The 18,194-nt window shown below is 64.3% G+C and carries 15 protein-coding genes; 10 read left to right on the forward strand and 5 right to left on the reverse strand.

The window, feature by feature from the left end:
- Window positions 1–43 precede the first annotated feature (43 nt).
- Together HFRIS_RS00540 and HFRIS_RS00545 are read right to left on the reverse strand one after the other, a co-directional pair.
- Window positions 44–511, reverse strand: coding sequence for a YbaN family protein (locus tag HFRIS_RS00540; RefSeq protein ID WP_006461234.1), 468 nt, complete (start codon window positions 509–511; stop codon window positions 44–46).
- 6 nt (window positions 512–517) lie between these two features.
- Window positions 518–1,108, reverse strand: coding sequence for a biliverdin-producing heme oxygenase (locus HFRIS_RS00545; protein ID WP_039873740.1), 591 nt, complete (start codon window positions 1,106–1,108; stop codon window positions 518–520).
- A 400-nt stretch (window positions 1,109–1,508) separates the two neighbouring features.
- On the opposite strand from HFRIS_RS00545, the gene HFRIS_RS00550 reads away from it, so the two are divergent.
- A complete protein-coding gene (locus HFRIS_RS00550; RefSeq protein ID WP_006461236.1) occupies window positions 1,509–3,299 on the forward strand; it encodes a methyl-accepting chemotaxis protein in 1,791 nt (596 codons plus the stop codon).
- A gap of 52 nt (window positions 3,300–3,351) precedes the next feature.
- On the opposite strand, the gene HFRIS_RS00555 is transcribed toward HFRIS_RS00550, so the two are convergent.
- Together HFRIS_RS00555 and HFRIS_RS00560 are read right to left on the reverse strand one after the other, a co-directional pair.
- Window positions 3,352–4,809 (reverse strand): sensor histidine kinase, encoded by a 1,458-nt coding sequence (locus HFRIS_RS00555; RefSeq protein WP_006461237.1) that lies wholly within the window; start codon window positions 4,807–4,809, stop codon window positions 3,352–3,354.
- Window positions 4,809–5,483, reverse strand: coding sequence for a response regulator (locus tag HFRIS_RS00560; protein ID WP_006461238.1), 675 nt, complete (start codon window positions 5,481–5,483; stop codon window positions 4,809–4,811). The genes HFRIS_RS00555 and HFRIS_RS00560 overlap by 1 nt, the downstream gene beginning before the upstream one ends.
- 291 nt (window positions 5,484–5,774) lie before the next feature.
- Here HFRIS_RS00560 and HFRIS_RS00565 point away from each other — a divergent pair, with 291 nt between their 5' ends.
- The 5 genes from HFRIS_RS00565 (at window position 5,775) to HFRIS_RS00585 (ending at window position 12,372) form a co-directional block, all read left to right on the forward strand.
- A complete protein-coding gene (locus tag HFRIS_RS00565; RefSeq protein WP_006461239.1) occupies window positions 5,775–6,746 on the forward strand; it encodes a Bug family tripartite tricarboxylate transporter substrate binding protein in 972 nt (323 codons plus the stop codon).
- Window positions 6,747–6,825: 79 nt separating this feature from the next.
- On the forward strand, window positions 6,826–7,932 hold the full coding sequence (locus tag HFRIS_RS00570) for an ABC transporter substrate-binding protein (RefSeq protein ID WP_006461240.1): 1,107 nt from the start codon (window positions 6,826–6,828) through the stop codon (window positions 7,930–7,932).
- A gap of 177 nt (window positions 7,933–8,109) precedes the next feature.
- Complete coding sequence (locus HFRIS_RS00575) at window positions 8,110–9,921, forward strand: ABC transporter permease (protein ID WP_006461241.1); 1,812 nt, start codon at window positions 8,110–8,112, stop codon at window positions 9,919–9,921.
- A gap of 85 nt (window positions 9,922–10,006) precedes the next feature.
- Entirely contained in the window at window positions 10,007–11,095 is a 1,089-nt protein-coding gene (locus tag HFRIS_RS00580; protein ID WP_006461242.1) for an ABC transporter ATP-binding protein, read from the forward strand.
- A 197-nt stretch (window positions 11,096–11,292) separates the two neighbouring features.
- Entirely contained in the window at window positions 11,293–12,372 is a 1,080-nt protein-coding gene (locus HFRIS_RS00585) for a porin (protein WP_077234910.1), read from the forward strand.
- Between the two features lie 104 nt (window positions 12,373–12,476).
- On the opposite strand, the gene HFRIS_RS00590 is transcribed toward HFRIS_RS00585, so the two are convergent.
- A complete protein-coding gene (locus HFRIS_RS00590) occupies window positions 12,477–13,106 on the reverse strand; it encodes a disulfide bond formation protein B (RefSeq protein WP_006461244.1) in 630 nt (209 codons plus the stop codon).
- A gap of 350 nt (window positions 13,107–13,456) precedes the next feature.
- Between HFRIS_RS00590 and HFRIS_RS00595 the strand changes: the two genes are divergently transcribed.
- The 4 genes from HFRIS_RS00595 to HFRIS_RS00610 all read left to right on the forward strand — a co-directional run bounded on the left by HFRIS_RS00595 (window position 13,457) and on the right by HFRIS_RS00610 (window position 18,053).
- Entirely contained in the window at window positions 13,457–14,428 is a 972-nt protein-coding gene (locus HFRIS_RS00595; RefSeq protein WP_006461245.1) for a 3-hydroxyacyl-CoA dehydrogenase NAD-binding domain-containing protein, read from the forward strand.
- 65 nt (window positions 14,429–14,493) lie between these two features.
- Window positions 14,494–15,423: a LysR family transcriptional regulator gene (locus tag HFRIS_RS00600; protein WP_039873748.1), complete on the forward strand. Its 930-nt coding sequence runs from the start codon at window positions 14,494–14,496 to the stop codon at window positions 15,421–15,423.
- Between the two features lie 276 nt (window positions 15,424–15,699).
- Entirely contained in the window at window positions 15,700–17,049 is a 1,350-nt protein-coding gene (locus HFRIS_RS00605; protein ID WP_006461247.1) for an MFS transporter, read from the forward strand.
- Window positions 17,050–17,069: 20 nt separating this feature from the next.
- Complete coding sequence (locus HFRIS_RS00610) at window positions 17,070–18,053, forward strand: M14 family metallopeptidase (protein ID WP_006461248.1); 984 nt, start codon at window positions 17,070–17,072, stop codon at window positions 18,051–18,053.
- Window positions 18,054–18,194: the final 141 nt, after the last annotated feature.

Consider the following 18,194-nt stretch of genomic DNA (forward strand, 5'->3'; position numbering starts at 1 on the left):
GTGATCCAGGAAGCCTGTGCCGTCATCGCGGCACGGGCTTTTTTCATGAGCGCTCGCCGGGCTCGGCGTCTTCTGTGCGTTCCGGGCGCGACCACATCCAGGCCGCGCCCAGGGCCATGCCCAGCGTGGCCAGCACGATCACCCAGTGGCGCTTGACGGTAAAGAGCATGATGACCAGGCACAGGCTCATCATCAGCGAGGCGCTGATCTTGGCGCGCCGCGCCACCACGCGGCCATGGCGCCAGTTGTGGATCATCGGGCCGAACAGGCGGTGCTGTTCCAGCCAGCGCTGCAGCCGCGGCGAACCACGGCCGGCGGCCCAGGCCGAGAGCAGCACGAACTCGGTGGTGGGGATGCCGGGGATGAAGAGGGCGATGATGCCGATGCCCAGGCTGGCATAGGCCAGCAGCAGCCATAGCCAGCGCGTGCGCGGTGGCGCCAGCGAGCTGGCGTTGGGGGAGCGTTCTTCAGGAGCGGCGTCCTGCCGCGGATCCGGAGCCGGATGGTCCACGTTGCCTCAATCCACCGCGAAATGGCGCCTGAGCAGCACGCCGAAACGTTCGAAGGCCGCCGTCGCGCCGGCCACCACGGCGTCCTGCTCGGCCGTTGTCAGCTCGCTGGCATCGAGAAAGCCAACGAAGCGACGCCAGGCCAGCGCCCGGCCTTCCGGATAGGCCGCCAGGTGGCGTGCGCCGAAGTGTTCGGACAGGCCCAGCTTGTCCTGGACCTCCTTCAACAGGAAGGCCGCGCCCAGGGTCGATCCTTCCGACACGTAGAGCCAGCCCCAGGCTTGCGGCATCCGTACCGAGGCGGTGGCGATGGTCACCTCACCCGGAGCTGCCTGCAGGTCGGCCAGATCGGCCAGTGCCGCCGCTTCTCGACCACGTACCTGCAGATCGGGCAGGGCGGCCTGCAGTCCGGGGTCATCGAAGAGATGTTCGACGTCGCGCTGGAAATGATATTGCGCCGCCACAAAGCGGCTGTAGTGCAGGCGATCGGAAAAAGGCTGCGCCCTTTCCATGAGCGCGTGCATCTGCTGGTGCAGATCGGCGGTCTCGGACTTCAGGCGCACCGACAGTGGTGCGGGGTGGGGAGTGACTGGATTCATCGATGGTCAGGACTGGTCAGGCGCGGCACAGGGAGGAGTGGCTGGCGGACCCGGCCTGCAGGACGGAGAAGGCTGACGGCAACGCGCATTCTAACCCAAAGCGCCAGCGCGGCTGCGGGGCGACGGCCGGGGCGGGCGAGCAACGCTCAAGTAACGCGGGAAACTGCCGTTGACAAGCAACGCGCCGCAATTTATACCGATTGCATCGCACATGACCGGTCTCCGCTCTCGCCAATGGCGGCCGATCGATTGTCCTCAGGTAACAGATTGCCCGCGACCGAGCCGGTTGCTCGAAGGCGACACCCACAGGACCGCGACTGCAGACGCGCGCGGGTCCGGACTGGCAGCATGGTCCGGGCTTCTCTTGCATCTCTTTAATGCGACGAATGGGGGTCGACCAATGAAATTCAAGGATATCAAGATCAGCGTGCGCCTGGCCGCATGCTTTGCCATATTGATCGGCGTCATGTGCCTGATCACCGGCGTGGGCATGCAAAGCCTCAACAGCATCAGCAAGGCCTCCCGGATGGTGGTGGAGGACCGCTATGTGAAGATTTCGCTGGTGATGGAAATCCGCGAGAACGTCAACTCGGCTGCCCGCAACCTGCGTAATGCCTTGCTGGCGCGCAATCCCGAGGAAGCCACCCGCTACCTCGATCGCGGTGCGGCCAACTCCGCCAAGACCACCCAGGCGCTGGCCGATGTCGACAAGATGGTGAACACCGCGCGTGGCAAGGAATTGATGAAATCCATCAATGATGCACGCGCCGCCTACAACACCCCACGCGACAAGCTGCGTGAACTGATCCGCCAGCAGAAGAAGGAGGAGGCCACCGAGGTCCTCTTCACAGAAGTGATACCGGCGCAGGATCGCTACTTCGAGGTGCTCAACGAATTCGCCGTCTTCCAGAAATCCCTGATGGATGAGAGTGTCATCGAGGGGCAGAACACCACCAACTCGGCCATCGCCCTGATGCTGGAACTCTCGGGCGTGGCCATCATCCTGTGCGTGATCGCCGCCTGGCTGGTGACCCGTTCCATCACGCGGCCCCTGAATGAGGCGGTCAACGTCGCCAGCGCCGTGGCCCAGGGCGACCTGACCGTGCAGATTGCCGATACCAGCAAGGATGAAACCGGGATGCTGCTGGCCTCGCTCAAGACCATGAACCAGAACCTGCATCGCATCGTCAGCGAAGTCCGCACTGGCACCGACACCATCAATACCGCTTCTTCCGAGATCGCCACCGGCAACCTGGACCTCTCCTCCCGCACCGAGGAACAGGCTGGTGCGCTGGAAGAGACCGCCTCGGCCATGGAAGAACTGACGTCCACCGTCAAGCAGAACGCCGACAATGCGCGCCAGGCCAACCAGCTGGCCGCGACGGCCTCGGAGGTCGCCGTTCAGGGCGGCAGCGTGGTTGGCCAGGTGGTGCAGACCATGGGCGAGATCAATGACGCGTCCCGCAAGATCGTGGACATCATCAGCGTGATCGACGGCATCGCCTTCCAGACCAATATCCTGGCCTTGAATGCGGCGGTGGAAGCGGCCCGGGCCGGCGAGCAGGGACGCGGCTTTGCGGTGGTGGCCTCCGAAGTGCGTACCCTGGCCCAGCGCAGCGCCTCGGCGGCCAAGGAAATCAAGGCCCTCATCGATGATTCGGTGGCCCGCGTGGACAACGGCAGCCGGTTGGTGGAACAGGCTGGCAGTACCATGAGCGAGGTGGTGGCCAGCGTCAGGCGGGTGACCGATGTGGTGGCCGAGATTTCGGCGGCCAGCCATGAGCAGAGCGATGGTATCGAACAGATCAATCAGGCCATCGTGCAGATGGATGAAGTGACCCAGCAGAACGCCGCGCTGGTAGAGCAGGCCGCCGCCGCCGCACAATCGCTGCAGGAGCAGTCGGTCCGCCTGAGCGAAACGGTGGGTGTCTTCAAGCTCAGCAGCAACGATGCCCCGCGCGCGCAAGCCGCACGCAAGCCGCTTGCGCCGCGGCCTGCGACGACCGCCCGCCCGGCGGCCAAAACAGGGCAGGCAGCAGCACCGGCTGCGACATCGCCCGCCGCGGCAACTGCGGCAACTGCGACACCTCCTGCCTTGCCGGCGGCCAGCACCAAGGCCAGCAACAAGGCCAGTGCCAAGGCCGGCAGCAAGGCCGTGACTGCCGACGACGGGGATTGGGAACAGTTCTGAGAGGTATCGCTATGCCAACGGCTCCTGCGCCTGTGCGGCCAGGAGCCACGGCTCAGGTCCGCAACTCCACCACGCCCGGAAACGCGATCCGTACCACCAGCCCGTTGCCCCGCAACGGAGTCGCCAGTGTGACGCTGGCGCGGTGCATGGCCGCAATCTCGCGCACGATGGACAGCCCCAGGCCGGTACCGCCGGGATTGACGTGCTGGGTCGCGCCGGCACGGTAGAAGGGTTCGAACACGCGCTCACGCTCGGCCTCGGCAATGCCGGGGCCGTCGTCTTCCACTTCCAGCAGCGCACCGGTGGGCTGCCCCGCTGCACTGGCGGCACGCACGCGCAGGATGACGTGACCGCCTGGCGGGGTGTAGCGGATCGCATTGTCCAGCAGGTTCACCATCAATTCATGCAACAGCAGGGCATTGGCCTGGATGCCGATGTCGCCCTCTTCCTCGAAGGCCAGGGCGATGTCACGCAGCACCGCCTGCTGCGACAGTTCCAGCGCCACCTGGCGGGCCGCATCGGTGAGCGAGACGCGCATGGTGCCGCCTTCGGCCGCGCCGTGTTCGGCACGCGCCAGCGTCAGCAGGCGATTGGCCAGGTGCACGGCCGAGTCGGTGGTGCGCGCCATGCCCTCGACCAGATCGCGCAGTTCGCCGGCATCGAGGCGCTCACGACGTAGTTCGCGCAGGGTCAATTCGGATTGCGTCTTCAAGACCGTCAAGGGCGTGCGCAACTGGTGCGAGGCATCGGCGATGAAGCGCCGTTGTGCGCTGATGAGCGCCTGCAGCCGGCCCATGTAGCCATTCATGGCCTGTACCAGCGGACGCATTTCCTTGTGCACCAGCGCCGGATCGAAGCCGGACAGGTCGGTTGGCGCGCGCGACTCCACCTCCCCCTTCAACTGCATCACCGGCCGTAGCACGAAACGCACCGCGAACCACACCAGCAGCGCGGCCACCGATACCAGCGTGCCTTGCCGCCAGAGCGTGTCGAACAGGATCTTGCGCGTCATGCCGTTGCGTCCCTCCATGGTCTCGCCGACCTGGATCAGGGCGATGCCACGCATGCTGTCGTCATACACCGGCTGCAGCAGGGCGGCGATGCGGATCGGTTGCTCGTGGTAGTCCGCCTGGTAGAAGCGCACCAGGGCCGGATAGACTTCCGAGCGCTTGACATTGGCCGGCACCGGCGGCAGGTCGTCGTAGCCCGACACCAGCTCACCCTTCAAGCCGGTGACCTTGTAGTAGATGCGGCCCAGGTTGTCGGTCTCGAAACTGTCCAGCGCCACATAGGGCACATCGGCCGTGACGTGACCATCGACGATGGATACCCGCTCGGCCAGTGCCCGGGTCGAGGCCAGCAGCGAGCGGTCGTAGGCCAGGTCGGCCACTTCCAGCGCGTTGTAGTAGACCGAGACCGCATCCACCGCCACCAGCAGCGTCAACGGGATCAGCAGCCAGCGCACCAGCTGGCTGCGCAGGTTGCCCAGGCGCCGGATCGCGGTTGCCATCACACTGCCTGCAACAGATAGCCCAGGCCGCGCAGGGTGGTGATGCCGACCTTGCCGGCACCATCGCGTTCGAGCTTCTTGCGCAGGCGGTGGATATAGATCTCGATGGCATCCACGCTGGCATTGTCGTCCAGCGAAAACACCTGCTGGAACAGTTTTTCCTTGGGGACGGTATGCCCATGGCGCACGATCAGCGCTTCCAGCACGGCATGCTCACGGGGCGTGAGCGCCAGCAGTTCGCCGCCATAGGTAAAGGTGCGCGAGACCGTGTCGAAGCTGAGCGCGCCACAGGTGACGGTGACTGCTTCATGGCTCTGCGAGCGGCGCAGCAGGGCCTTCACGCGGGCTTCCAGTTCTTCCAGTTCGAAGGGTTTGGCCAGGTAGTCGTCGGCGCCCATGTTGAGGCCGCTGACGCGGTCAGCCAGGCCGCCGCGTGCGGTCAGGATCAGCACCGGGGTGCGACTGCCACGGGCGCGCATGCGCTTCAGGACTTCCATTCCATCCATGCGCGGCAGGGTCAGGTCCAGGATCACCAGCGCATAGTCCTGCGTCAACAGCAGGCTGTCGGCATCGGCGCCGTTGTGGGCGCATTCCACGGTCAGGTGGGCGTCGCGCATGGCCTTGGCCAGCCAGCGGGAAAGTTCGATATGGTCTTCGACCAGCAGGATGCGCATGATGCTGCCTTTTTATTGATGTAGGTCCGGTGCGGCTTGTCTCCAGCGCGGATGCTAACAGAAGGCCGCCGCCCTTTGAAATGGCCGGCGCAGCAATTGCGGAAAACGCGTAGCCGCCATTGTGGAGAGAAAGCCGCATTGCAAGCTTTACTGAAAGCCGGCTGAAAGGCTTTTCTTGTACGATGCGCCCATATCAAAAAAGATCATGCAGGAGACACATCATGACCGCCCTGTCCGTCGGCCCTGCCGGCACCGCCCGTCCCGTATTGCATCCCCTGTGCCGCTAACGCCATGAAGGCGATCCGCTGGCACCGCTTTGTGACCGCTTGCCTGCTGGCATGCGCGGCGCCGTGCGCCCTGGCGGTGGAATGCATCGTGCCGGCCAAGCCTGGCGGTGGCATGGATGCCTCCTGCAAGCTGTTGCGGCGGGTGATGCAGGAACAGGACGGCCGCGACGCCCAGGGCAACGTGAAGGTCGCCTACCTGCCCGGCGGTATCGGTGCCGTGGCGTGGGGGTCGGTGGTGTCGCACCGTCGCGGTGGTCCGGATTCGCTGGTGGCGTTTTCAGGGGGTTCCCTGCTGGGACTGGCGCAAGGCAAGTACGGTCGCGCCGATGTCGGCGATGTACGCTGGGTGGCCGGGGTCGGGATCGACCACGGCATGATCGCAGTCCGTAGCGATGCGCCCTGGCGCAGCCTGAAGCAGTTGCTGGAGGCCATCCGCAAGGATCCCTCGGCCACCACCATCGGCCTGTCCGGCACGGCCGGCAGCCAGGACTGGCTGAAGGTGGCCATGCTGGTCCAGCGTGCCGGCATGGCACCGCGCCAGTTCCATTTCGTGGCGCTGGAAGGCGGTGGCGACTCGTTCGCGGCCCTGCAGGCCGGCCACGTGCAGGTGATTTCCGGCGATGCCTCGGAGGCCGCCCATTTCATCGCCGAAGGCAAGGTGCGCATCCTGGCGGTACTGTCCGAGCAGCGCCTGCCGGGACCGCTGCAGGAGGTGCCGACCGCACGCGAGCAGGGTTATGACGTGGTGTGGCCCATCATCCGCGGCTTCTACATGAGCCCGTATGCCAGCGAGGACGATTACCAGCGCTGGGTGCGCTATTTCGACAAGGCGATGGCCGATCCTGCATTCGATCGCCAGCGCAGCATCGGCGGCTTGCAGCCCTTTGCCATGACCGGCAAGCCGCTTTCGGATTACATCGCGCAGACCGTGGCGCGATATCGCAAGCTGTCCCAGGAGTTAGGCCTGGTGCGTTGACAGTGCGGGTGGGCAGGCGCCGTCAGGCGCTCTCTGCTGACTTGCCGGCGCGGGCCATTTTCATCATCAAGGAGAATCCATGTTGCACAAACGTCGCCTGAGCATCGCGCTCGGCCTGGCCCTCGCTTTGCCCGTCGCCTTGAGTGGAGTCGCTCATGCCGATACCCCTGCCGGCTATCCGGCCGACTACGCCAAGATCATCGAAGGCGCCAAGAAGGAAGGCAAGGTCGTGATCTACAGCACCACCGATTCCAAGGCCGCCGAATCGCTGATCAAGGATTTCAGTGCGCTCTACCCGGCCGTCAAGGTCGAGTACAACGACATGAATTCCACCGAAGCCTACAACCGCTTCATCTCCGAGGCGGCCGCCGGTGGCGCCACCGCCGACGTGATGTGGTCGTCCTCGATGGACCTGCAGGTCAAGCTGGCCGCCGAAGGCTATGCGCTGCCCTACAAGTCGCCGGAAGCGGCTGCCGTTCCCGCCTGGGCCAACTGGAAGGACACCGCCTACGGCACCACCTTCGAGCCGGCGGCCATTGTCTATAACAAGCGCCTGGTGACCGAAGCCGAAGTGCCGACCACCCATGCCGACTTCACCAAGCTGCTGACCACCAAGCAGGACAAGTTCAAGAACAAGGTCACCACCTATGACATCGAGAAATCCGGTGTCGGCTTCAGCCTGATGACCTACGACCTCAAGCACAATCCGCAGTTCTGGGACTTCGCCCGTGCCATGGGCGGCGTGGCAGCGCGCGTGCAATCCTCCACCGGTACCATGCTGGAGCGCATCTCTTCCGGTGAAAACCTGATCGGCTACAACATCCTCGGTCCCTACGCCCTGGTGCGCGCCAAGAAGGACCCATCCATCGGCGTGGCCTTCACCAAGGACTACAACCTGGTGCTCTCGCGGGTGATCTTCGTCAACAAGGCCGGCAAGAACGTCAATGCCGCCAAGCTGTGGGTGGACTACATCCTCTCCAAGCGCGGCCAGACCATCATCGCCAATGACGCGCAGCTGTTCGCCATCCGTGGCGATGTGACCGGCGCCACCACCTCGGCCGAACTGACCAAGCAACTGGGCGCGGCCCTGAAGCCCATGCCGGTCTCCACCGAACTGCTGGACTACCTGGACCAGAAGAAGCGCCTGGACTTCCTGAAGCAGTGGAAGGAAGCCACCAAGAAGTAAGTCCCTGCCCCGTCCGGTCCGGGGAGGTCCGGGCGGGGTCGTCCAAGCAGCCAGGTTCCATCCGTCTGAATCATTGCTCTCCCGGAGCGCCTCTGTGCGGCTCCGTGGGAGCGGTATTGCCGTCGCTTTGCCAGTTCTGATCCTTTTGTCCCGATTTGCCTATTCATGAGGCGCACCATGCAAACCTCCACAACGCTAGCGCGCAGCGAGCAAGCCCTGCCAGTCCGCCGTTTCCGGCTGAACTGGCCACGCGGCCTGGTCGTGCTGCTGGCAGCCCTGGCCATCTTCGTGCCACTGCTGCTGATCTTCTACCAGAGCTTCCTGTCGGCGCCATTCTTCGCGCCGGTGAAGACCCTGACCTTCGATTCCTACCGCTTCATCTTCGATGATCCGGACTTCCGCCAGGCCTTCATCAATGGCTTCACCCTGGCCGCCGGCCTGACGTTCATCGCCGTGCCGCTGGGCGGCATGCTGGCCTTCCTGATGGTGCGGACCGACCTGCCCGGTCGCAGCCTGATCGCCCCGGCGCTGATGGTGCCGATCTTCGTTTCGCCCATGGTGATCGGCTTCGGCTACGTGGTCTCGATGGGACCGGTGGGTTTCTACACCGTGTGGATGAAAAACCTGCTGTCGGTATTCGGCTTCGAGGGCGACCCCTGGAACATCTATTCCTTCACCAGCATCGTCATCATCGCCGGCCTGACCCACGTACCGCACGTCTACCTGTACGCCTCGTCGGCACTCAAGAGCCTGGGCTCGGACGTGGAAGAGGCCGCCCGCGTGGCCGGCGCCTCGCCGCTGCAGGTGGCCTTGAACGTGTCGCTGCCGATGATCACGCCGGCCCTGGCCTATTCGGGCGTGCTGGTGTTCTTCCTCGGTTTCGAAGTGTTCGGCCTGGTGCTGGTGCTGGGCGATCCGGAAGGTCACCTGGTCCTGCCGACCTATCTCTACAAGCTCACCAACAAGCTGGGGACGCCTTCCTATCACCTGATGGCGGCAGTGGCCGTGTGCCTGGTGGCGGTGACCATGCCGCTGGTGATGATGCAGCGCTGGCTGCTGCGTTCGGCCAACAAGTACGTCGCCATCAAGGGTAAGGGCGCGCGCCAGAAGGCACTGCCGCTGGGCAAGTGGCGCTGGGTGGCGTTCGCGCTGATCGCCGGCTGGCTGCTCTTCACCGTGGTGATCCCGCTGTCGGGTATTGCCCTGCGGACCTTCGTCTCGCACTGGGGTGACGGCGTGAACCTGCTGGAAGTGCTGACCCTGGACAACCTCTTGAACGTCTGGGACCAGCCCTCGCTGGTGCGCGGCATCATCAACACGGTGCTCATCGGTGTCATCGGTGGCGCCCTGGCGGTGGCTTGCTATACCGCCATCGCCCTGGCCATGCACCGCAAGCAGGATGGCATCACCCGCTTCCTCGACTACAGCGTGCTGGTGCCGCGTGCGGTGCCGGGCCTGCTGGCCGGCCTGTCCTTCCTGTGGGTGTTCCTGTTCGTACCGTCGCTGCTGGATTCGGCCCTGAAGGGCATCGACAACCCCATTGCCCTGTGGCTGGTGGACAGCTTCATCCCGGCGCTGCGTGGCCTGCGTTCGACCATCTTCTCGGTCTGGCTGGCGTATTCGGTGGTGTGGATGGCCTACGGCCTGCGCCTGATCAATACCGCCCTCCTGCAGGTCGGGCCGGAACTGGAAGAGGCGGCCCGCGCCGTCGGCGCCTCACGCTCCCGTGTCACGCGTGACGTCACCATCCCGCTGGTGCGCTATGGGCTGATCGGCGCCTGGCTGATGGTGTTCCTGATCTTCGAGCGCGAATACTCGACCGGCGTCTACCTGCTCTCGCCGGGCACCGAGGTGATCGGCTCCATGATCGTCTCCATGTGGGCGGCCGGCGCGGTGGAACTGGTGGCGGCACTGTCCTTCATCAACATCACGCTGGTGGCCGTGGGCCTGGGCATTGCGCTGCGCTTTGGCGTCAAGCTGCACGACTGACTCCGACAACCGAATCCATCCATTGCATGCGTCGGGCGCCTGGCCGCCCGACGCCCCTTAAGCAAGCGTCTCCAAAGGAATCATCATGAGCGAACTTTCCGTCAACGAGCTGCACCTGGACTACGGTAGCGGCGCCCACGCCAACCCCATTCTCAAGGGCGTCTCCATGGAACTGCAGCGCGGTGAAGTGGTGGCCCTGCTGGGCCCCTCCGGCAGCGGCAAGACCACCCTGCTGCGCGCCGTGGCCGGGCTGGAATCGCCCAAGGCCGGCAGCATCGACATCGGCACCCGCCGCGTCTTCGATGGCAGCCGCAACTTCGAGATGCCGGCCGAAGAGCGCAACCTGGGCCTGGTGTTCCAGTCCTATGCGCTGTGGCCGCACAAGACCGTGGCCGACAACGTGGCCTATGGCCTGAAGCTGCGCAAGACGCCCTCATCCGAGATCGCCACCCGCGTCAAGGCGGTGCTCTCGCAGCTGGGCCTGGGACATCTGGGCGAGCGCTATCCGCACCAGCTCTCCGGTGGCCAGCAGCAGCGCGTGGCGATTGCCCGCGCACTGGTCTATAACCCGCAGGTGATCCTGCTGGACGAACCACTCTCCAACCTCGACGCCAAGCTGCGCGAGGAAGCCCGCGCCTTCCTGCGCGAACTGATCGTGCGCCTGGGCCTGTCGGCCCTGATGGTGACCCACGATCAGGGGGAGGCGATGGCGATCTCCGACCGCATCCTGCTGCTCAACAATGGCCGCATCGAACAGCAGGGTACGCCGCAGAGCATGTACCAGACCCCCGATACCCTGTTCACTGCCGAGTTCATGGGCAGCAACAACAAGCTGGCCGCCGAGGTGGTCAGCCGGGATGGCGAGCGTGTGACCCTCAAGCTCGATGGCGGCACCGCCGTCGCGACCCTGCGCGGCCGCAACGATGCCCAGCCGGGCCAGCAGTTGACCGGCATCATCCGCGTCGAACAGGTGCGCGTCTCCGGCGAGCAGACCGGCAATGCCATCCGCCTGCCGCTGTCGACCTGCATGTATCTGGGCGACCGCTGGGAATGCCTGTTCAAGGTCGAAGGCGGCCCGGCCGGCGCGGTCGGCCTGCGTGCCTACGCGCCGCAGCGTCTGGAGCAGGGCGAGTACTGGCTGTCGCTGCCGGAACAGGCGCTGTGGGCGTTCTGACGCGCTGACGTCGCTGCAGCTCGCCCAGGCTATCAACGGTTCATCCCATCGATGAAGCAAGGGAGCGGACGGCTACCCGCCGTTCTTCCCGCTCGTCCGGCCGGCTCGTCGGCGCGGCCGGGCGCAATACCAGAAGACGTCGCACGGCGCGCCCGTGCCGACGCAAACCATCCAAGCTTTCAACCAAGGAGACCTCAGTGCAAAGGAATCACCTCGCCGCCAGCATGCTGGCTGCATTCGCCACCCTCGCCACCATGGCCACGACCGGTGCCCAGGCGCAATCGTCGGTCACCGTCTACGGCCTGATCGATTCGGGCGTGGAATTCGTCAACCACGCCAACGCGGCCGGCAACAACGTCGTGCGCCTGAGCTCGGGCATGATGAACACCTCCCGCATCGGCTTCCGTGGTACGGAAGACCTGGGTGGCGGCCTCAAGGCCGTGTTCCAGCTGGAAAACGGCTTCAAGCTCGACACCGGCAGCTTCGACGGTGACACCAACCAGCTCTTCAACCGCCAGTCCACCGTCGGCCTGGAAGGCGGTTTCGGTCGCGTGGTCATGGGTCGTTCCTTCTCGACCACCTATGACTTCATCCTGCCCTTCGATCCCATGGGCTATTCGGCCAACTATTCGTGGGTGACCTCGGCCGGCGCCACCGGTAGCCGCAAGGACGGCATGCCGACCGGCGTGTCCAACCTGGTCAAGTACCAGGGTGAATTCTCCGGCGTGAAGGTCGGTGCCATGTATGGCTTCGGCGAAGTGGCTGGCGACACCAGCAACGGCGCCAAGTATGGCGTCGGCCTGGGCTGGGGCTCGGGTCCGTTCAGCGTGGCCGCGACCTACGACCGCGTCAACAGCACCACCGCCACCAGCGCCGCCTACGACCGCGCGACCAGCGCCCACCTGGCCGCCGGTTACCAGCTGTCGGATGCGTGGAAGTTCAACCTGGGCTACCGCTACTACAAGAAGAGCCTGGCCACCGGCGCCACCGACCTGCGCAGCGATTTCTTCTGGGGTGGCGTGACCTACAAGTTCACTCCGGCCATGAGCGTGATCGGTGCCATCTACTACCAGAACATCAAGAACGTAGCCAACGATGCCGATCCAATCATGTACTCGTTGCGTCTGAAGTATGCGATGTCCAAGCGCACCGACCTGTACCTGAGCACGGCCTATGCCAAGGCCAAGAACAACCAGCTGGTCGGCCTCTCGCGTGACGAGGCTGGCTTCGCCAACAGCCAGTTCGGCATGGCGCTGGGCATGCAGCACCGCTTCTGATGTATTGAAGCAAGGTCCGGGTGGCAAGGCACCCGGACTGGATAGTCTTGAGTCGTTCATTGCACGGCGCATCCCCGTCATCAGCGGGGTGCGCCGTTTTTTTATTACGGGATAGGGGTATTGCCGGCCTGGAGCTGCAGGCGGCCGAACAGATTTTCGTCGCAGATACCGGGATCGCAAGCGGCCATCGTGGCGGCCAGATGCGCGCCCACCAGGAGGACGAAGGCCGCGCATGTCGTGATCCTGGCCCAGGGAGTACGGACCTGTATATCGGGCTCCTCGGCCATCTGCATCAGCACCAGGGTGGCCGGATATTCCGCGCTCTTGACGCCCAGCAGGCCGGCGATGGTGGCCAGCGCAACCAGCGAAAACAGCGCCGAGAGCGTGTAGAAATGCATTCCCAGCAGCACTGCACCCGGTGCATCCTGACCTGGCAGACCTTCCAGCGCCAGTTGGCGCAGCGCGCTCACACCGGTCAGCAGGGCGCCGATCACCGCCATGCCGTAGTGCGCGCTCTTCACGCCAAAGCGCAGGTTGCGCATGAACCCGATGCCGGTCAGGATGATGCCCGTGCGCTGCAGGAGACAGAGCGGGCAGAGCGGTTCCTGCAGGGCCCACTGGAAGTAGAGCAGCAGGCCCAGGCAGCTGCTGATGGCCAGCAGGCAGACGCAGTTGAGGAAGACCCCGCCCGGCAGGATAGGGTCACGCGGAGTAAAGACGATGGAACGGTCCATGATCGCTATCCATCTCTAAAGTACGAAACCCGGGTTACCTTGTATGTGCTGGCTGAACCACCACAAGCTCACCCCCACGCTTGCCAACCATAGCTTATTGCTTAATGACCTCCACCCCAGTGCGATCACCACGACGGTCAGAAATGCCAGCAGGAAGGGGATGTACAAGAACATGAAAGCGCCTGGAGTTGGTTCGGACTCGTGTCCGATTTATTGTTTTGTATGGTTTGTACGGCATCGTAGCTGAAGGCCCGTAGGAATCTCGCTAAAATTCCTCGAATAAAATCGAGAAATCATTACTTTATTTGAGTTCATTTCACTTCCCATCAGGGCAAGAAGAGGAGATACAGATGCAAGAATCAACATCCGGCGCCGTCCGCGGCAAGCAGGGCGTGCGGCGTGTTGCCGTGGTGGGTACCGGGGTCATCGGCGCCAGCTGGGTGGCCTATTTCCTGGCACAAGGCCTGGACGTCTCGGCGACCGACCCCATGCCTGGCGCCGAAGAGAAGTTGCGCCAGGCCGTTGCGCGCCACTGGCCCAGCCTGGAAGTGCTGGGGCTGGCGCCGGGCGCGTCGCTGGATCGGCTGCGCTTTTCGGCGCAGCTGGAAGAGGCGCTGGCCGATGCCGATTTCGTCCAGGAAAATGGCCCCGAGCGTGAAGACCTCAAGATCGACCTGTTCCGGCGCATGGATGCCGTGCTGCCGGCTGACGTGGTGCTAGCGTCCAGTTCCTCGGGCCTGTTGATGAGCAAGGTGCAGGCCGCCTGCCGCCATCCCGGCCGGGTGGTGCTGGGCCATCCCTTCAACCCGCCCCATCTGATCCCGCTGGTGGAAGTGATCGGCGGTGAACAGAGTTCGCCCGAGGCGGTGCAGGCCGCGCTGGACTTCTACACCGCCATCGGCAAGAAAGCCATCCACGTGCGCAAGGAGGTCAAGGGGCATATCGCCAACCGGCTCCAGGCCGCCTTGTGGCGTGAGGCTTTCCATCTGGTCGAGCAGGGCGTGGCCAGTACCGAGGACATCGACACCGCCATCGCCTACGGCCCCGGCTTGCGCTGGGCCCTGATGGGCCCCTATCTGAACCTGCACATGTCGGGCGGCGAGGGCGGCATCCAGCACATGCTGGACCACCTGGGCCCCCCCATCGAGAGCTGGTGGGCCGACCTCGGAACGCCTGCCATCACCGACGCACTCAAGGCCCGGATCCGTGCCGGCGTGGAAGAGCAGATGGCCGGCAAGACCTCTGCTGCGATCGCCGCCGAGCGCGATCAGTTGCTGGTGCAGCTGCTGGCGGCCAAGGGGCGGGCCAAGGTCATTCCCTGAGAGCCAAGGGCCGCGGAAAGCAGCATGGACGAGTATCGCCAACACCAAACTCCAGAGGTGGCATTGTGCATTTGATATGGCTGGAAGACTTCATCGAGCTGGCACGCACGCGCAGTTTTTCGCGGGCCGCCGAGAATCGCTTCGTTACCCATCCGGCCTTCGGTCGGCGCATCAAGGCGCTGGAGCAGTGGGTCGGCGCGGAGCTGGTGGTGCGCGCGCATCCGGTGTCACTGACCGCCGCGGGCAGGCTGTTCCTGGACGCGGCCACGCATTCGACCGACGTGCTCTACGCTGCCCGGGCCCAGTTGCAGGATGCCTCCAGCCCGGTGGAAAAAACCTTGCGCGTGGCCACCGGGCGCACCCTGGCGCGGACCTTTTTCCCGGACTGGTACGAGAGCATCAATCAGCGCTTCGGGCCGTTTCCAGTGTCGCTCAGTACCGGTGGTGCGCAGGAGGTGATCCTGCGACTGGGCACAGGGGATGCCGATCTGCTGGTGATCTATTCCAGTCCCACCACGCGCCTGCTGATCGACCCGATGCGCTACGAGTCCCTGACGCTGGCGCGTGAGATCCTGCTGCCGGTGGCCGCCGTCGATGCCAAGGGACGGGCGCGCTTCAAGCTGCCCGCTGCCGGTACAGCCGGTGCCGCCGCGCTGGCGTCGATTCCATGGCTGGGCTTCTCGCAGTCGCTGACCTTGCGCGGGGTGCTGGCCAAGCATCTGGCGGGACTGTCGAGAAAGATTGCCTTGCGCATGGTGTATGAAGCCGACTCCTACGAATCCATCCACGAGATGGCGCGTCGCGGTGCAGGCGTCGCCTGGCTGCCCCAGCGGCTGGTGCAGGAAGACCTCAGCGAGCACCGCCTGAAGATCATCGGCGAACCCGAGATGCGCGTGAACTTCGACATTTCGCTCTATCGCATGCGGGGCAACGACAATGCGCTGGTCAATGCCATCTGGGAGGGCGTTTCCGCGGACGCCATCGAGCAGGCCTGATAGGCGCCGGCCCGTCCCAGACCCTTCCTGCCGCAAAAAGCACAGGCTTGTGCCGAAACGGCAATCGCCAGAAAAAGCGGCTCCCTATACTCCCTCGACGTTCTCGGCATGCCTTCCGATGCGTCTGGAAAGTGCGCGCACCTGGTGCGCAACACGCGCTATCTGCGCGCACTTTTCCGGACAGATCAAGCGTGCGAGCCAATTAGAACAGGCGGCGCAGCCAGGATTGCCAACGCAGCAGCGATGCGCCGCCCACAGAGAAGAGGGAGCCATCGCATGTCAGCCGAACTAGAGTCATCCGCCGCAAGTGTCGCCAACGCCAGCAGCGCCACCAGCGCCTCCGCCCATCACGCAGCCCGCCGCAAGAACCCCTGGAAGGAAATCTGTGCCGCCAGTATCGGCAACGCCCTGGAGTTCTACGATCTGCTGATCTACGGCTACTTTGCCGTGGTGATCGGCAAGCTGTTCTTCCCGGCGCAGGACGATACGACCTCCTTGCTTCTCAGTGTGGGTACCTTCGGGATTTCCTTCGTCATCCGTCCGCTCGGTGCCATCGTGCTGGGTTCCTACGCCGACCGTGCCGGTCGCAAGGCCTCACTCACGGCATCGATCCTGATCATGATGGTCGGCACGGCGATGATCGCCTTCGCGCCGACCTATGCACAGATCGGCATCGCTTCTCCGTTGATCATCATCGTCGCGCGCCTGCTGCAGGGTTTCTCCACCGGCGGCGAATTCGGTGCGGCGACGGCCTTCATGGTCGAGCATGCCGACGCCAAACGACGCGGCTTCTTCGCCAGCTGGCAGTTGTCTACGCAAGGCCTGGCCACAGTACTGGCCGCCGGTGTCAGTGCGCTGCTCAGCTATCTGCTCACCGAAACGCAACTCAATGAATGGGGCTGGCGCGTCGCCTTCTGCTTCGGTCTGCTGGTCGGTCCGGTGGGTCTCTATATCCGCAGCCAGATCGATGAAACACCGGAATTCAAGAAGGTCGCGGCAGCAGCGACCCAATCCGAAAAATCACCGCTGGTACTGGTGCTGGCACGTGATCGCGCCAAGCTGCTGCTGGCCATTGGCGTGGTCGCCGGTGCCACTGCGTTCAACTACGTGCACAAGCTCTACATGCCGACCTATGCATTGAAGCAACTGCACATTCCTGCGACCTCCTCCTTCATCGGTGCCCTCATCACCGGACTGGTACTGATGCTGACGGCACCCGTGTTCGGCACGCTGTCGGACCGCTATGGGCGCTTCCGCGTGCTGACCATCGCCATGGCGGCGATCGGGCTGAGTTCCTATCCCCTGTTCATGTTGCTCAACACCTGGCCGACCATTTCCACCCTGATTGCGGTACAGGGCATCGTCGGCGTGTTGATCGCGGCCTGCCTGGGTCCGATCCCGGCCCTGCTGGCGGATATCTTCCCGACCCAGACCCGTGGCACGGGTCTTGCGTTGAGCTACAACTTTTCCGTGACCCTGTTCGGCGGCTTCTCCCCGCTCATCGTGACCTGGATGATCGCGGCCAGCGCCAACAACATGGCACCAAGCTTCTACGTCATGGCGACCGCACTGATCAGCCTGACGGCCGTCATCGTGCTGGGCCGCCGAACGGGACGCGCCCGATAAATCAAGCTGGAGCCTGTTGAATGAAAACCCTGGAACAAGTACGCGCCGCCCTGAAGCAATATCCCGTCGAGGTGGCCTTTCCCGACATCGCCAAGTGGCAGCACGGTAACACCGGCGTCGACTACGTGCACAGCGTCGATAGCGGCGTCGCCGGCCCGCATGTGATGATCCTGGCGCTGATGCATGGCAATGAGGTCAGCGGTGCGATCACCGTCGACCGCTTGCTGCAAGCCGGCCTGAAGCCGGTAAAGGGACGTATCACATTGGGCTTTGCCAACGTCGATGCCTATCGCCGTTTCGACGCCCGCGACCCGGATGCGACGCGCTATGTGGATGAAGACATGAACCGGGTCTGGTCGCCAGCGCGCCTGGACGGCGCCGACGACAGCATGGAGCTGCGTCGTGCACGCCAGCTGCGCCCCGTCATCGACACGGTCGACTACATGCTCGACCTGCATTCCATGCATGAAGAGGCGGTACCGCTGATTGTGAGTGGTCCCCTGGACAAGGGCATCCGCTTCGCCGCGGAGGTCGGAGCGCCGGAACATGTGATCGTTGACGTCGGGCATCCCAATGGTGTGCGCATGCGCGACTACGGCGGCTTCGGCGATCCTGCCAGCGCGAAGAATGCGCTGCTCATCGAGACCGGCCAGCACTTCTCTGCGCGCAGCCGGGATGTGGCGATGGACTCGGCCTGCCGCTTCCTGATCGCGACCGGCGTGATGGAGAAGGCCGCTTTGATGGCCTTCATGTCAGCCGGCGAAACCGTAGCGCAGAGCGTCATCAAGGTGACCGAGCCGGTGGTGGCCACGTCCTACGACCTGGAATTCGCCGAAGACTATCGCGGCATGGAGATCATCCCCCAGGCCGGCACCGTCATTGCCCGCGAAGGTGAGCGGGAATTCGTCACGCCCTATGACAACTGCGTCATCGTCATGCCGTCCCTGCGCCAGCTCGGACCCGGGGTCACCGTGGCGCGGCTGGGGCAGGTGGTCACGAGTTGACCGACATTCCACTTTGCTTGCAATTTGACAATTGCCGTTCGATATTCTTCTCGAACAAGACTGCTCTCGTCCGCTGGCCAGTCCTGTCGACTCCCATCGGGCCCTGGCACCGGGCTGATGTTCCTCTCAGGTCTGCTGCTC

Origin of the sequence: Herbaspirillum frisingense GSF30 (assembly GCF_000300975.2) — a bacterium.
Taxonomy (GTDB): Bacteria; Pseudomonadota; Gammaproteobacteria; order Burkholderiales; family Burkholderiaceae_D; genus Herbaspirillum; species Herbaspirillum frisingense.

Excerpts from the sequence above, each read along its gene's own strand:
- HFRIS_RS00545 (WP_039873740.1), bottom strand. The coding sequence starts at position 1,108 with ATGAATCCAGTCACTCCCCACCCCGCACCACTGTCGGTGCGCCTGAAG.
- HFRIS_RS00550 (WP_006461236.1), top strand. The coding sequence starts at position 1,509 with ATGAAATTCAAGGATATCAAGATCAGCGTGCGCCTGGCCGCATGCTTT.
- HFRIS_RS00555 (WP_006461237.1), bottom strand. The coding sequence starts at position 4,809 with ATGGCAACCGCGATCCGGCGCCTGGGCAACCTGCGCAGCCAGCTGGTG.
- HFRIS_RS00560 (WP_006461238.1), bottom strand. The coding sequence starts at position 5,483 with ATGCGCATCCTGCTGGTCGAAGACCATATCGAACTTTCCCGCTGGCTG.
- HFRIS_RS00565 (WP_006461239.1), top strand. The coding sequence starts at position 5,775 with ATGAAGGCGATCCGCTGGCACCGCTTTGTGACCGCTTGCCTGCTGGCA.
- HFRIS_RS00570 (WP_006461240.1), top strand. The coding sequence starts at position 6,826 with ATGTTGCACAAACGTCGCCTGAGCATCGCGCTCGGCCTGGCCCTCGCT.
- HFRIS_RS00575 (WP_006461241.1), top strand. The coding sequence starts at position 8,110 with ATGCAAACCTCCACAACGCTAGCGCGCAGCGAGCAAGCCCTGCCAGTC.
- HFRIS_RS00580 (WP_006461242.1), top strand. The coding sequence starts at position 10,007 with ATGAGCGAACTTTCCGTCAACGAGCTGCACCTGGACTACGGTAGCGGC.
- HFRIS_RS00590 (WP_006461244.1), bottom strand. The coding sequence starts at position 13,106 with ATGGACCGTTCCATCGTCTTTACTCCGCGTGACCCTATCCTGCCGGGC.
- HFRIS_RS00595 (WP_006461245.1), top strand. The coding sequence starts at position 13,457 with ATGCAAGAATCAACATCCGGCGCCGTCCGCGGCAAGCAGGGCGTGCGG.
- HFRIS_RS00605 (WP_006461247.1), top strand. The coding sequence starts at position 15,700 with ATGTCAGCCGAACTAGAGTCATCCGCCGCAAGTGTCGCCAACGCCAGC.
- HFRIS_RS00610 (WP_006461248.1), top strand. The coding sequence starts at position 17,070 with ATGAAAACCCTGGAACAAGTACGCGCCGCCCTGAAGCAATATCCCGTC.